We start from the raw sequence: 13,395 nt of genomic DNA, 5'->3' as shown, positions 1-13,395 counted from the left end.
CGTTTTGCGGAATCGTGGCCGGCTTGTAGACGCATGCGGGGCAAGTCGCAAAGGAAAAGGACGCCGCGCAGGAAAACGGGCCGGGCGGCCGCAAACGCGGCGCCGTGACCGCAAACGCGGCACCGGGTTGCGCCGCTGTGGCTTAAGTCTATATCTTTCGGAAGGAGGTTTCTCGCCGGAATGAACAAACCAGTCGATCCGACGTCGCAGTCGCCGGTACTTCAATCACTCGACATGCGCTCGCGCGATATCTTCCGGCGGATTGTCGATTCCTATCTGCGCGACGGCGAGCCGGTCGGCTCGCGCAGCCTGTCGCGCATCCTGCCCTCCTCGCTGTCGCCCGCCACCATCCGCAACGTGATGAGCGATCTCGAGCATCTGGGGCTGATCTACGCGCCGCATATTTCCGCCGGGCGGCTGCCGACCCAGACCGGCCTGCGCTTTTTCGTCGACGCCTTCATGGAGCTCGGCGACCTTTCCGACGACGAGCGCCGCGTCATCGAGGCGCAGGTGCGCGCCTCCGGCTCTGGCGCGACGCTGGAGCATATGCTGACCGAGGCCAGCCAGATGCTGTCCGGCATGTCGCGGGGCGCCGGCCTCGTGCTCGCCTCCAAGAACGAAGTGGCGCTGAAGCACATCGAATTCATCCAGCTCGAGCCAACCAAGGCGCTTGCCGTGCTGGTGTCGCAGAACGGCGATGTCGAGAACCGCGTCGTCGACCTGCCGGCCGGCATCACCGTCTCGCAGCTGCACGAGGCCTCGAACTTCCTCAACGCCCATATCAGGGGCCGCACGCTTGCCGAGGCGCGCATCGAGATCGCCCGTATCAAGGACGAGACCAGAACGGCGCTCGACACGCTGTCGCAGGATCTGGTCGAGAAGGGGCTGGCGGTCTGGGCCGGCGCCGAGAGCGGCCTGCCGGCGCGCCTCATCGTGCGCGGCCGCGCCAACCTCCTGGAAAACGTCACCGCCCAGGCCGATCTCGAGCTCCTGCGTCATCTGTTCGAGGATCTGGAGACACAGGACGGGCTGCTGCAGCTGCTCGACCTCGCCGAGGAAGGACCTGGCGTGCGCATCTTCATCGGCTCGGAGAACAAGCTGTTTTCGCTGTCCGGCTCGTCGCTGGTCGTTGCGCCCTATCGCGACAAGGACGCCCGCGTTATCGGCGCGCTTGGCGTCATCGGCCCGACCCGCCTGAACTACGCCCGCATCGTGCCGATGGTCGATTACACCGCGCAGCTGATTTCACGAATGCTGCGCTAGGTGTATCGGTATACAGGTGATGTCGGCCCGACCTGAATCTCGACACACACCTGAGGGCGCAAAGGAGAAAAACATGGCGCTGGAATCGCTCAAGGCCCAGATCAGCCTGCTGCTTGAGGAGATGGTGAACCAGCCCGGGGACGAGCACGAGATCCAGGAGCAGCTGCGCGAGAAATTGCGGGAGTTGCGCGCAATGGGTATGCCCTTGCCGGCTGACCTCGTCGAGTTGGAAAAGCGCCTCGACGACGATCTGGATGCCGAAGAGGCCTGAGCCCGAGGCCCGTCAAATCCGCGTGCGCAAGCTTCTCTTTTCGATCGTTTGCCCAATATGTCCTTGCTCTGGGCGCCTGATCGATTGAGGCGCGCTGGCAGACGACGGAGGACAGCCATGATGCGGATCGCCGGCCTTGCGGGCCTTGCGCTGGTCTTTGCCACCGGCGCCTTTGCGCAGCAGGCCGATCAACCCCTGCTCAGCGGTGAAAAGGCCTTCGGCGATTGGAAGGCCGACCGCCCGGGCGTGCGCCGGCTGCTGAAACCTGAGGATTTGCCGAAACCCGATGTGACGGAGTCCGCCTCGAACGGCGGCGGCGTCACCGATCGCCCCGAAGGTGCCAAGCCGAAACTTCCGCCCGGCTTCTCCGCCGAGCTGGTCGCTTCCGGTATCGACAGTCCGCGCGTCGTGCGCGTGGCGCCGAACGGCGACCTCTTCGTCGCCGACAGCCGGGCGAACCAGGTCCGCGTCTATCGCCTTGCGGAAGGCGGCGCGAAGCCCGCGCAAAAATCGGTCTTCGCCAAGGGCCTGGCCCGGCCTTACGGCATCGCCTTCTATCCGCCGGGCGACAAGCCGCAATGGGTCTATGTCGCCAACAGCAACAGCGTCGTCCGCTTTGCCTATCGCGACGGCGACCTCGAGGCGTCCGGCAAGCCGGAGACCATCGTCGCAAAGATCCCCGCCAGTCATCACTGGACGCGCGACATCGCCTTCTCGCCCGACGGCAAGACGCTCTATCTGTCGATTGGTTCGGGCTCCAACATCGCCGAGGACATGGGCGCAAAGCCGAAGGGCGGTGTCGAGGCGTGGGCGAAATCGCAGCCGCTGGGCGAGGCCTGGGGTCCTGAACAGGGCCGCGCCGACGTGCTGGCCTTCGATCCCGACGGCAACAACCGCAGGACCGTCGCCACCGGCCTGCGCAACTGCTCCGGCATGACTGTGCAGCCGGCGACGGGCGCGCTCTGGTGCGTCGTCAACGAGAGCGACGAGCTTGGCGACAACATCCCCTTCGAATACGCGACCGCCGTGAAGGAGGGGGCCTTCTATGGCTGGCCCTGGTATTACATCGGTGACAACGAGGACCCGCGCCACAAGGGCGCGCGCCCCGACCTCGCCGGCAAGGTCACGGTTCCGGATGTGCTGATGCAGGCGCATTCGGCGCCGCTCAACATCGCCTTCTACGACGGCGGCAATTTCCCGGCTGACTACAAGGGCGATGCCTTCGTCGCGCTGCACGGCTCGTGGAACCGCAACGTCCGCACCGGCTACAAGGTGGTGCGGCTGAGATTCAAGGACGGCAAGCCGACCGGCGAATACGAGGACTTCGCCACCGGCTTCGTCATTTCCGACGACGCGGTCTGGGGGCGGCCGGTCGGTGTCGCCGTAGCCAGGGACGGCGCGCTGATCCTCACCGAGGATGGCAACGGCACGATCTGGCGCATTACGCATGGCGGGTAGGTCCCCGACCTCGTCATTCCAGGGTCTGCGCGCGTCGCTCCGCTCCTTGCTCCGCCCTAGAATGACGACAGGACTGATCGTTTCGGCCAATCTCCAAGGTATGCGGCCTCCCACAAAGGAACCAACTCCCGGTCGAACTGGCGCAACGAATCCCATTGTGAGGGAATTACCCTCGAACTGGCATCATGATAAAAGCCTGGCTCTCGACAGCGGTCCCCGCAGGACTATACGCCAGGCCAGAACCATGACACTCACCGGATTCCTCGCTTACAGCGCCGCCCTCGGCGTCGCCGCCGCCATTCCCGGCCCGGGCGTCACGGCGCTTGTCGCCCGCGCGCTCGGCTCCGGCTTCCGTTCGTCGCTCGCCATGTCGTTCGGCCTGATGCTCGGCGACCTCACCTATCTCACCGCCGTGGTGCTCGGGCTTGCTTTCGTCGCCCAGACCTTCGGCATGGTTTTCCTCGCCATCAAATGGGCCGGCGTCGCCTATCTCGCCTTCCTCGCCTGGCGCTTCTGGACCAGCGGCATCACGCCCGAGACCGTCGAGGCGCGGAAGGCCAAGGGCGGTCTCGTGTCGAGCTTCATCGCCGGGCTGACGGTGACGCTCGGCAATCCCAAGACGATGATCTTCTATCTCGCCATCACGCCGACCATCGTCGACCTGAAGACGATCACGCTCGCCGACTACGCCATCCTTGCGATGCTCACCGTGGCGGTGCTGTTTGTGGTGCTGGTGCCTTACCTGGCGTTGGCCGCCAAGGCGCGCTGGTTCCTGAAATCGCCGCGCGCGCTGAAGGTTCTGAACCGCACCGCCGCCGGTTTCATGATGGGCGCGGCCGCGGCTATCGCGGCGAGGCAGTAGGCTCCAATCTCAACCCGTCCCGGATTCAGCCAAACCATTCCTGAAACCCGCCGCGGCGGAAAATGCTTTTCCGGTCGTGGGTGCTTTTGAGCAACCGCCCCACTCGGATATTTTCGGTCGCCGGCCTATCTTGCGCGTCTGAAAGCCCTATTCTGTTTTTGCCTATGCCATTGCCTTGGGAGCGAACCAATGAACAAGCCCGTCACCTCCGCGCGCGTGCCCGGCCGCGGCCGCGTCTTCAATTCGATCACGGAGACGATTGGCGACACGCCGCTGGTCAGGCTGGACAAGTTCGCCAGGGAGAGGGGCATCGTCGCCAATCTCATGGCCAAGCTCGAATTCTTCAACCCGATCGCTTCGGTCAAGGACCGCATCGGCGTCGCCATGATCGAGGCGCTGGAGGAGGCCGGCAAGATCGCGCCAGGCAAGACCACGCTGATCGAGCCGACCTCCGGCAACACCGGCATCGCGCTCGCCTTCGCCGCCGCCGCCAAGGGCTACAAGCTGATCCTCACCATGCCGGAGACCATGTCGGTCGAGCGCCGCAAGATGCTGGCGCTGCTCGGCGCGGAGCTGGTGCTGACCGAAGGCCCGAAAGGCATGAAGGGCGCCATCGCCAAGGCCGACGAGCTCGCCGCCACCCTGCCCAACGCCATCATCCCGCAGCAATTCGAGAATCCGGCCAATCCCGAAATCCACCGCCGCACCACGGCCGAGGAAATCTGGAACGACACCAATGGCGAAGTCGACATTTTCGTTTCCGCCATCGGCACCGGCGGCACCATCACCGGCGTCGGCCAGGTGCTGAAGAAGCGCAAGCCTTCGCTGCAGGTCGTGGCTGTCGAGCCGGAAGCCTCGCCGGTGCTGTCGGGCGGCCAGCCCGGTCCGCACAAGATCCAGGGCATCGGCGCCGGCTTCGCCCCGAAAATCCTTGACACGTCGATCTATGACGAGGTCGTCAGGGTTTCGAACGAGGATTCGGTCGCCAATGCGCGTCTCGTCGCCCGCCTCGAGGGCGTGCCGGTCGGCATCTCGTCGGGCGCAGCGCTCCAGGCGGCCATCGTCGTCGGCTCGCGGCCGGAGAACAAGGGCAAGAACCTCGTCGTCGTCATTCCCTCTTTCGCCGAGCGCTATCTCTCGACCATCCTGTTCGACGGGCTGGGGGCTTAGGGCGCGCAAAAGCCCCAGCGCCGAGATCCTTCGCGCCCCCCTCTGCCCTGCCGGGCATCTCCCCCACATGGGGGGAGATTAGCAGCTTCGGCGCCTGGTTCGATTTTACAACGTCGGAGATTGGCGAAAGCCGGCGTGGCGGCCAATCTCCCCCCTCGTGGGGGAGATGTCCGGCAGGACAGAGGGGGGCGCTGTCCCTCCGGCCTCAACAGATTGCCTAACCCCCAACAAGCTTCGCCTTCTCGCCCTGCAGGAAACGCCGCAGCGCCGGGTCGCGCTCGAGGCCGATCGCCCGGTCGTAGGACTGGGCCGCCTGCTTGATGTTGCCGAGCCTGGCCAACAGCCCGGCGCGGGCGGCCCAATAGGGCTGGTAGTCCTGCAGCCGCTTGTCCTCGCCAAGCACGTAAAGCGCCGCCAATCCAGCCGTCGCGCCCTCGGTTTCGGCGATCGCCACCGCGCGGTTGATCGCCACCACCGGCGAGCCGGCCACGGCCTGCAGCGCTTCGTAAAGTTGGCGGATCGCCGTCCAGTCCGTGCCGCCGCCGCGCCGCCGCGCCGTATGGGCGGACTGCACGGCGGCCTCGAGCTGGTAGCGGCCGATGATGCTCCTTTGCGCGGCGCGCACCAGCAAGGCTTCCGCCTCGTCGATCAGGCCGTCGTCCCAGAGCGCGATATCCTGCTCGGCCAAAGGCACGAAATCGCCTTCCGGGCCGCGCCTCGCCGAGCGGCGCGCCTCGGCGAACAGCATCAGCGCCAGCAGCCCGAGCGCTTCCGGCTCGTCCGGCATCAGCGAGGCAACCAGCCGCCCGAGCCAGATGCCTTCGGTGGCGAGGTTGCGCCGCCGGCTGTCGGTGCCGGTCGGGTCCGACCAGCCTTCGGCGAAAGTGGCGTAGATCGCTTCCAGCACGGCGCCCAGCCGCTCGCCCAGCTCCGCCTGCTCCGGCACGCGGAACGGAATCCCGGTTTCGCGGATGCGCGCCTTGGCCCGCACCAGCCGCTGTCCCATCGTCGCCGGCGAAACCAGGAAGGCCGAGGCGATCGTCGCGGCGTCGAAACCGAGGATCGCCTGCAGGATCAGCGGCGCGCGCACGCTCGATTCGATCGCCGGATGGGCGCAGGCAAACATCAGCCGCAGCCGGTCGTCGGGCAGCTCCTCGCCGCGCATGCGCGCCTCCATTTCCTCGGCCATCAGCTGCAGATGATCGCGGGCCGCCTCGCCGGTCAGCCGCCGCCGCACCGCGTCTACGTCGCGCCGGCGTGCCACCGCGAGCAGCCAGGCTTCCGGCTCCGCCGGGACGCCGGTTCGCGGCCAGCGTTCGAGCGCGGCCGCGAAGGCGTCGGCCAGCGCGTCCTCGGCGCCGGCGACGTCGCGCGTGCGGGCCGCGAGCCAGGCGACCAGCTTGCCGTAGCTGCGCCGGGCGGCCGCCTCGGCCGCCGCCCGCGCGATCTCGGAGCGATCATCCATCACAGGGTTCGCTATGCGGCGGCTATGTACTCGGCCATTTCCCAGATCGGCCGCACCTCGACCGTGCCGCTGCTGGACGCGGGACAACGCGCGCCCCACTCGATGGCCGTGTCGATGTCGGCCGCCTCGATCATGTAGAAACCCGCCAACTGCTCCTTGGTGTCGGCATAGGGGCCGTCGAGCACGTTGGTCTTGCCGCCGGCCAGCCGCACCGCAGTGGCCGCCTGGGTCGGGCGCAGCCGCTCGCCGGCGATATAAGCGCCGGATTTCTTCAGCGCCTCGGTATAGGCGCCGTAGGCGGCGAGGGTCTGCTGGGTCTGCTCTTTTGGCGCATTCGCCATCGCGGTTTCGTCATTGTAGATCAAAAGCATGTATCGCATGGTCTTCTCCCGTTTTGTTGAAGGCCGCATCGTCGCGTGCCGACCTATGTCGTGCGGCCGCGGCCGATTTCGACAGGCGCCTCGAAAATCTTTTCGTCCCCAAAGCAAGCGAGCGCAAGCCGGCGCTTTTCGCCGCCACTCAACCGTTCGTCCAGACCATGATCCCGAAAAGTGGATTCCGGTTTTTGGAAAAGATCATGGTCAAGCAGAAAGGTCTGCAATTGCGGGTTGGCATTTGGCTCCTCCCGTTTAAACTCACGAGCTTCGCGCCGGGGAGGCGACGCGGCCGTTTCAGGAGGAGGAAACCATATGCTCGATTTCAGGACGAAATTTGTTGCCGCCGGCGCGCTGGCGCTGTCGCTTGGTCTCGGTGTCGCGACGGCCGGGGCGCAGGAATTCATCAATGTGCTCACCGGCGGAACGTCGGGCGTCTACTATCCGCTCGGGGTTGCCCTGTCGGAGATTTACGGCAAGGGCATCGAGGGCGCGCGCACCCAGGTTCAGGCGACCAAGGCATCGGTCGAGAATCTCAACCTGCTGCAGCAGGGCAAGGGCGAGATCGCCTTTGCGCTCGGCGATTCCGTCAAGATGGCCGCCGAAGGCAACACCGAGGCCGGCTTCCCGGGCAAGCTCGACAAGCTGCGCGGCATTGCCGCGATCTATCCCAATTACATCCAGATCGTCGCCAGCCAGGAATCCGGCATCAAGACGCTCGCCGACCTCAAGGGCAAGAGCCTGTCGGTCGGCGCGCCTGCCTCCGGCACCGAGCTCAACGCGCGCGCCATCTTCGCCGCCGCCGGTCTCAAATACGAGGATCTCGGGCGGGTCGAATATCTGCCCTTCGCCGAGTCGGTCGAGCTGATCAAGAACCGCCAGCTCGACGCCACCTTGCAGTCGGCCGGCCTCGGCGTCGCCTCCATCCGCGATCTCGCGACCTCGCTTCCCATCAACGTCGTCGCCGTGCCGGCCGAGGACGTCGCCAAGATCGGGGCGCCCTATCTTTCCGTGGTTATCCCGAAAGGCACCTATGAGGGCCAGACGGAAGATGTCGCGACCGCCGCGGTCGGCAATTTCCTCATTACCCGCGCCGACGTCTCCGACGAGACCGCCTACCAGATGACCAAGCTGCTGTTCGAACATCTCGACCAGCTGGCTGCCGCGCATGCCGCCGCCAAGGCGATCGATCCGGCCAAGGCGCTGGACGGTATGCCTGTGGCGCTGCATCCCGGCGCGGAGAAATATTACAGGGAAAAAGGATTGCTGAAGTAGGGGGGCCGCGCGGCAATCCGACATGTCTTCACCAAGCGCCCCCTCTCTTCCAATGCTCATCCTGGAGCGCATGGGATGAGCGATCCAGCGTCTGGAACGGCAGCCGACGGCAGCCCGCCCACTTTCCATCTCCCGGTCGCCGAAGAACAGGTCGAAGGCCTGCCGCCCGGTTTTGGCGAAGGCCTCGCCGGCAAGGCGGCCTTCCTGATTGCGGTCGCTTTTTCCGTCTTCCAGATCTACATCGCCGCCTATGGCAGCTTGCCCAGCCAGGTGGTGCGGGCCATGCATGTCGGCTTCCTGCTGCTGCTCGGTTTCGGCCTGATCGCCAACCTGCGCGCCAGGAGCACCGCGGCGAAGGCGGGCTTCTGGGTTCTCGGCCTGCTCGGCTTCGGCACCGGCCTCTACAACTGGGTCTTCTACGCCGACCTCATCCGCCGCTCCGGCTTCCTCACCACGCCGGACCTGATCGTCGGCACGTTGCTTGTGGTGCTCGTCTTCGAAGCCGCCAGGAGGCTGATGGGCCTGCCGCTGGCCGTCATCGCCTTCATCTTCCTCGCCTATTGCTTCGTCGGCAACCACCTGCCGCCGCCCTTCATCCATCGCGGCTATGATTTCGCGCAGCTGGTCGACACCTTCGCCTATGGCACCGAAGGCATATACGGAACGCCGGTCTATGTCTCGGCCGCCTACATTTTCATCTTCGTCGTCTTTGCCGCCTTCCTCGAACGGGCCGGCATGATCGCGCTGTTCAACGACTTCGCGCTCGGCCTCGTCGGCTCGTGGCGCGGCGGCCCGGCCCAGGTCTGCGTGCTGTCCTCCGCGCTGATGGGCACCATCTCCGGTTCGGGCGTCGCCAATGTCGTCGCCAGCGGCCAGTTCACCATCCCGCTGATGAAGCGCTTCGGCTTCCGCTCCGCCTTTGCCGGCGCGGTCGAGGCGACCTCCTCGATGGGCGGCCAGATCATGCCGCCGGTGATGGGAGCCGTCGCCTTCATCATGGCCGAGACGCTGAACATCCCTTACGCCGAGGTGGTCAAGGCGGCGGTCATCCCGGCGCTGCTCTATTTCGGCGCCTGCTTCTGGCAGGTGCATCTGGAGGCCGGCAAGGCCGGCCTGCACGGCATGGCCAAGGCGGAATTGCCCAATCCGTGGGAAGCGGTCAGGAAGCACTGGCCGCTGGTGCTGCCGCTCGCCGTGCTGGTCTATCTGCTGTTTGCCGGCTACACGCCGATCTTCGCCGGCACGATGGGGCTCGCGCTGACCATCGTGCTCATCCTCGGCACGCCGCTGGCAGCCTTGATCGGGCCGCTCGCCTTCCGCTTCGTCTTCTGGCTGGCGCTCGGGCTCGCCGCGGCGTCTTTCATGCGCTTCGGCGTCAATGTGCTCAGCCTCGTCATCGCGGCGCTCGTCATCGCCTGCTTCGCCTTCAGAGGCGGGCGCGAGACGCTGTGCATTTGCGTCGACTCGCTTGCCGAAGGAGCGAAGAACGCCCTGCCCGTCGGCATCGCCTGCGCCATCGTCGGCATCGTCATCGGCACGCTGACGCTCACTGGCATCGCTTCCACCTTCATCGGCTGGATCATCTCCATCGGCGAGAACAATCTGTTCCTGTCGCTGGTGTTGACCATGCTCACCTGCCTGGTTCTCGGCATGGGCATTCCGACCATCCCCAATTACATCATCACCTCCTCGCTCGCCGGCCCGGCGCTGCTGTCGCTCGGCGTGCCGCTGGTGGTCAGCCACATGTTCGTCTTCTATTTCGGCATCATGGCGGATCTCACCCCGCCGGTGGCGCTGGCCGCCTTTGCCGCAGCACCCATGGCCAAGGAAAGCGGCCTCAAGATCGGCATCCAGGCGACCAAGCTCGCCATCGCCGGCTTCGTCGTGCCGTTCATGGCTGTCTACACGCCGGCGCTGATGCTGCAGGACGCGGGCCCGATCGCGGCTTCGTTCGGCTATCCCGTCGAGGTCGCCTACATCGTCGTCAAGGCCTGCATGGGCATCGTGCTCTGGGGCGCCGCCGCCGTCGGCTTCCTCGCCCGCCGCATAGCTTGGTGGGAGCGTCTCGTCGCGTTCTGCGCCGGCCTGCTCCTGATGGCCGCATTGCCGCTCACCGACGAGACCGGCTGGGTGCTGGCGCTGGCGTGGATCGGCTGGCACTGCTGGCGCGCCCGCCGGCTGTCCACGGCCGGCACCGCATGAGCCTGTGTGTCCTCGCCGCCGGCAAGACGGTGGCGCTCGCCGTCGCCGCCTTCACGCTGTCCTGGACGCATTCGGTGGAGCGGACGCGCTGGCAGGAGGACTGGACGGTGACGTCGGCCGGGCTGCGGGTCGTTGAGGCGCGGGTCAAGGGCTCCGGCGCCGGCATGGAGCCGCCGGAGGACTCGGCATTGCGGAGCGGCTGGTGGGTCTATGCGCCACGGATCGGACCCCAGCCGCGCCTGGTGCTCGCGGCATCCGGCGCCACCGGGGAAGGCTGGACGCTGTGCACGGCCGCCGGCTGCCGGGAACTGGGCGAGATAGCCGGCGAACCCACCGTGCTCGAACCGTGCGCCGGCTCGAGCCAGCCACGGTAGCGCACGATCAGCCCGACGACCGGGTGCGATATCCCGACATGGAAGCGGAAGCGGCCGTCCTCGACGGTTTCGTACGCGTTCGACCGCGGGCAAAGCCACATCGGCAATGGCAGGCCGAGAAAGCTCCAGCGCCGCAGCACGAGCGACAGGCGGTCCTCGCCGGCCACCAGCGCCATGGCGAAGGTGAGGGGGCCGAAGCGCTCGCAAAGCAGCCGCTCCGAGCGGCCACGTCCGGCAAATTGCCGGCTCGAAAAACCGTGAGTTCCGAAAGTCCGCGTCCAGGTCTCGCCTTGCCCGTCGGTAACGAAACGCACCTTGACGGGGACATCGGCTGCGGCAGGCGGGAAGCCGGCCATGCGCGCGGCAAGCCGGCTAAGAATACCGCCGCCGCGCTCCACGCTCGCACTTCCTTCCGCCATAGCCGCTCCCTCATGCATGGCGCGGATTTCAGCGGGAAGGCTTTTCCACGCATCGCCGAGCAGGTCGGGATAGAGAGCCTTGCCCTTGTCGGTGTCGTCCCTGAAGCCGGTGTGGATCGTCTTGCCGGCAAACAGCGCTTCATAGTCCGCGAGCTCGACGTCGCGCACCGCCGCCCGGGCGCCTGGTGCTGGCATGCGGCCGTCGAGCGCCTTGCGGACGATCGCCTCGACCGCCATGGACGGGATCAGCGGGCCGTCATCGCCTTCGGCCAACAGGTGCCAGGACCGTTTGCTTGGTCTGCCCTCTGCATCCACGCAGTCGACCTCGACGAACATGCCGCCGCGATGCTCACCCCATGACAGCCGGTTGGTCGCCCAGCGCATCAGCGGCGCCAGCGGCGACAGCGATCGCGCCAGGCCGGCGCGGACCATCCAGGCCAAGCCGATCAGCGCGCGGTGCAGCACCTCGGGCACCGGCCCGGCGCCCATCCAGATCGTGCTCGCTTCCGGCCACAGCGCTTGCAGCGCGCGCAGGTCCGGCACGTCGACCAGCGAGAACAAGGTGTTCCTCACCGGCACGCGCCCGGGCGGCGCGATCGTGTACCGCATCTGCTCCGTGAGCGGGTAACCCTCGGCCGGCCTGCCGCCGCGCTGCAGCCGCACCGCCCGGCCGGCATAGCTCGCGATGGCGCGGATGACGTTCTCGCCGACGCCGGCGAAAGGCGACGGCGCGATGCCGCCACGGATAGTGTCGACGCGGGCCATGCCGGTCGAAAGACGCCGCACCACGGCGGCCGTCAGCACCGGGAAGCTCGATGCGCCGGACAGCACGACGACGCCGGCCGCCCTGGCTGCCGTGTCGAAAGCGGATACCCCGGCGACGAAGTCCGAACCGTCGGCGAGGTCGAGATAGTGGATGCGCGCGGCGATGCAAGCCTCGGTCAGCCGGTAGCGCCCCTCGCCATAGGCCTGGAACGGACCGCTGGCGTCGACGACGATGTCGGGCAGCATGCCGGCGAGTTGCGCGCCAAGCTCGCCGTCGCGGTCGAACGTCGCCGGCACCAGTCTCGCCTTGGTCGGGCCTCGCTCTTTGCAATACGCCTCGGCCTTGGCGAGCGACCGGCCGGCGATGATCAGCTCGAGGCGAGGCTCGTCCTCCAGGAGTTGGACGATGCGTCCGCCGAAGGTGCCGTAGCCGCCGACGATGAGAAGCTTCATACCATGCCCCCAAGCCAATCGCCGTCAGCCGATCAACCGCTCCCGCAACTCGGCCGAAGGAATGTCGCAACTGTCCTTGCGGCCGAACAGCGCGTAGCGGTTCTTGGCGACGCGGTCGTAGAGCCAGTCGCGCAGCGGCCGCGGCAGGATGAGCAGCGTCTTCGCAATGCGCCATGGCCAGCCAAGCGCGGCCATGACCGCGACGAAACTGTCGAGCTTCGTAAAGGCCGCGCCGTCGATGATGGCGAGGTTGCTGTCATAGTCGTCGGTCGGCAGGCCGTGCTGGCGAAACAGCGCCTCGCCGAGCGGCGATTGCGCCGTGGCAAAGCGGAAGCGTTTTTTCCGGTCGAGCTTGAGGATGAGCTGGGCGAAGCCCGAGCAGAACACGCAGACGCCGTCGAAGACGATCAGCGGCTGGCTGGCGTCATAGGCCTGGCGCGGGAAGGTGGGACGTTCGGGCAGGTCGGTCATGGCGGCCTCGGCTGCTTGTGACCCCCTTACGCTATACTAAGGGGGCACTAAGCCAGGGGAGACACTAAGCCAGCCGGCGGCGGCGTCAAAGTCGCGGCGTTGTCGCACGCCATGTGGCGGCGAGCGCAAGGCGTTCGGCGCGATAGGTGGTGGTGCGCTGGTCGGCGGCCGGCCGGCAGATGCGACTGTGGTGGGCGCGTTCGCGGGTCATGATCAGTTCGCGCTGACGCCCAGCGAATTGCCGCGGCGCGCGCAGGCAGGGCCCGGGCCGCGCATGTAATAGCGCTCCGGCCGATAGGTCGGCGCGACGAATTCGCGAATGGCGGCGGCGTAGCCGGCGATGTGGTTCCAGAAGTTCATTTTACTGTCCCTGTCCCGCTTTCGGATGTCCGTCCGAATTGTTCGAGAGCATAGCGTCGAGGCGTGAATAGTCGGTGAACGTGATGTTAATTTCTGGTCCGAAACACGTTGCATCGTGGCTGGATTGCGGCTGATTCGCGGTCTTTCGGTGCCTTTCGTCGCCTTTCCAGGCCGTGTGACTTTTGCATCACATATGTTTCGTTCCGATGTCGC

The 13,395-nt window shown here is 66.5% G+C and carries 12 protein-coding genes and 1 pseudogene; 8 read left to right on the top strand and 5 right to left on the bottom strand.

Annotated elements, in window-relative coordinates; translation table 11 throughout:
- Positions 1 to 180: 180 nt before the first annotated feature.
- The 5 genes from hrcA (at position 181) to cysK (ending at position 5,024) form a co-directional block, all read left to right on the top strand.
- Positions 181 to 1,263, top strand: a complete 1,083-nt coding sequence (gene hrcA, locus FJ430_RS04095; protein WP_140658212.1) for a heat-inducible transcriptional repressor HrcA — start codon at positions 181 to 183, stop codon at positions 1,261 to 1,263.
- A gap of 73 nt (positions 1,264 to 1,336) precedes the next feature.
- Positions 1,337 to 1,534: a hypothetical protein gene (locus FJ430_RS04090; protein WP_140645937.1), complete on the top strand. Its 198-nt coding sequence runs from the start codon at positions 1,337 to 1,339 to the stop codon at positions 1,532 to 1,534.
- A 117-nt stretch (positions 1,535 to 1,651) separates the two neighbouring features.
- Positions 1,652 to 2,992: a PQQ-dependent sugar dehydrogenase gene (locus FJ430_RS04085; RefSeq protein ID WP_140709424.1), complete on the top strand. Its 1,341-nt coding sequence runs from the start codon at positions 1,652 to 1,654 to the stop codon at positions 2,990 to 2,992.
- Between the two features lie 244 nt (positions 2,993 to 3,236).
- Positions 3,237 to 3,854 (top strand): LysE family translocator, encoded by a 618-nt coding sequence (locus FJ430_RS04080; RefSeq protein WP_140645935.1) that lies wholly within the window; start codon positions 3,237 to 3,239, stop codon positions 3,852 to 3,854.
- Between the two features lie 189 nt (positions 3,855 to 4,043).
- Positions 4,044 to 5,024 carry a cysteine synthase A gene (gene cysK / locus FJ430_RS04075; RefSeq protein WP_140658206.1) on the top strand — a complete coding sequence of 327 codons (981 nt, stop codon included), beginning with the start codon at positions 4,044 to 4,046 and terminating at the stop codon, positions 5,022 to 5,024.
- Between the two features lie 217 nt (positions 5,025 to 5,241).
- Here the strand turns inward: cysK and FJ430_RS04070 are convergent, their stop codons facing one another.
- Both FJ430_RS04070 and FJ430_RS04065 read right to left on the bottom strand, forming a co-directional pair.
- Positions 5,242 to 6,489 (bottom strand): RNA polymerase sigma factor, encoded by a 1,248-nt coding sequence (locus FJ430_RS04070; protein WP_140709422.1) that lies wholly within the window; start codon positions 6,487 to 6,489, stop codon positions 5,242 to 5,244.
- An 11-nt stretch (positions 6,490 to 6,500) separates the two neighbouring features.
- Complete coding sequence (locus FJ430_RS04065) at positions 6,501 to 6,869, bottom strand: YciI family protein (RefSeq protein ID WP_140709420.1); 369 nt, start codon at positions 6,867 to 6,869, stop codon at positions 6,501 to 6,503.
- Between the two features lie 309 nt (positions 6,870 to 7,178).
- Here FJ430_RS04065 and FJ430_RS04060 point away from each other — a divergent pair, with 309 nt between their 5' ends.
- The 3 genes from FJ430_RS04060 (at position 7,179) to FJ430_RS04050 (ending at position 10,714) form a co-directional block, all read left to right on the top strand.
- On the top strand, positions 7,179 to 8,138 hold the full coding sequence (locus FJ430_RS04060) for a TAXI family TRAP transporter solute-binding subunit (protein WP_140658200.1): 960 nt from the start codon (positions 7,179 to 7,181) through the stop codon (positions 8,136 to 8,138).
- Between the two features lie 75 nt (positions 8,139 to 8,213).
- Entirely contained in the window at positions 8,214 to 10,340 is a 2,127-nt protein-coding gene (locus FJ430_RS04055) for a TRAP transporter permease (protein WP_140709418.1), read from the top strand.
- Positions 10,337 to 10,714: a DUF1850 domain-containing protein gene (locus FJ430_RS04050; RefSeq protein ID WP_140709440.1), complete on the top strand. Its 378-nt coding sequence runs from the start codon at positions 10,337 to 10,339 to the stop codon at positions 10,712 to 10,714. The genes FJ430_RS04055 and FJ430_RS04050 overlap by 4 nt, the downstream gene beginning before the upstream one ends.
- Before the next feature lie 44 nt (positions 10,715 to 10,758).
- Here FJ430_RS04050 and FJ430_RS04045 read toward each other — a convergent pair.
- The 3 genes and pseudogenes from FJ430_RS04045 to FJ430_RS04035 all read right to left on the bottom strand — a co-directional run.
- Positions 10,759 to 12,351, bottom strand: a pseudogene (locus tag FJ430_RS04045) (DUF4166 domain-containing protein); the annotation flags it as partial.
- Positions 12,352 to 12,375: 24 nt separating this feature from the next.
- The gene (locus FJ430_RS04040; RefSeq protein WP_140709416.1) at positions 12,376 to 12,822 is read right to left on the bottom strand and encodes a thiol-disulfide oxidoreductase DCC family protein; all 447 of its coding nucleotides are present in this window, start codon (positions 12,820 to 12,822) and stop codon (positions 12,376 to 12,378) included.
- A gap of 213 nt (positions 12,823 to 13,035) precedes the next feature.
- Positions 13,036 to 13,182, bottom strand: coding sequence for a hypothetical protein (locus tag FJ430_RS04035; protein WP_108702809.1), 147 nt, complete (start codon positions 13,180 to 13,182; stop codon positions 13,036 to 13,038).
- Positions 13,183 to 13,395 lie beyond the last annotated feature (213 nt).

Origin of the sequence: Mesorhizobium sp. B2-8-5 (assembly GCF_006440675.2) — a bacterium.
GTDB lineage: Bacteria > Pseudomonadota > Alphaproteobacteria > Rhizobiales > Rhizobiaceae > Mesorhizobium.
Note: the sequence above shows the minus strand (reverse complement) of the source record. Positions and strands in the feature narration are given on the sequence as shown.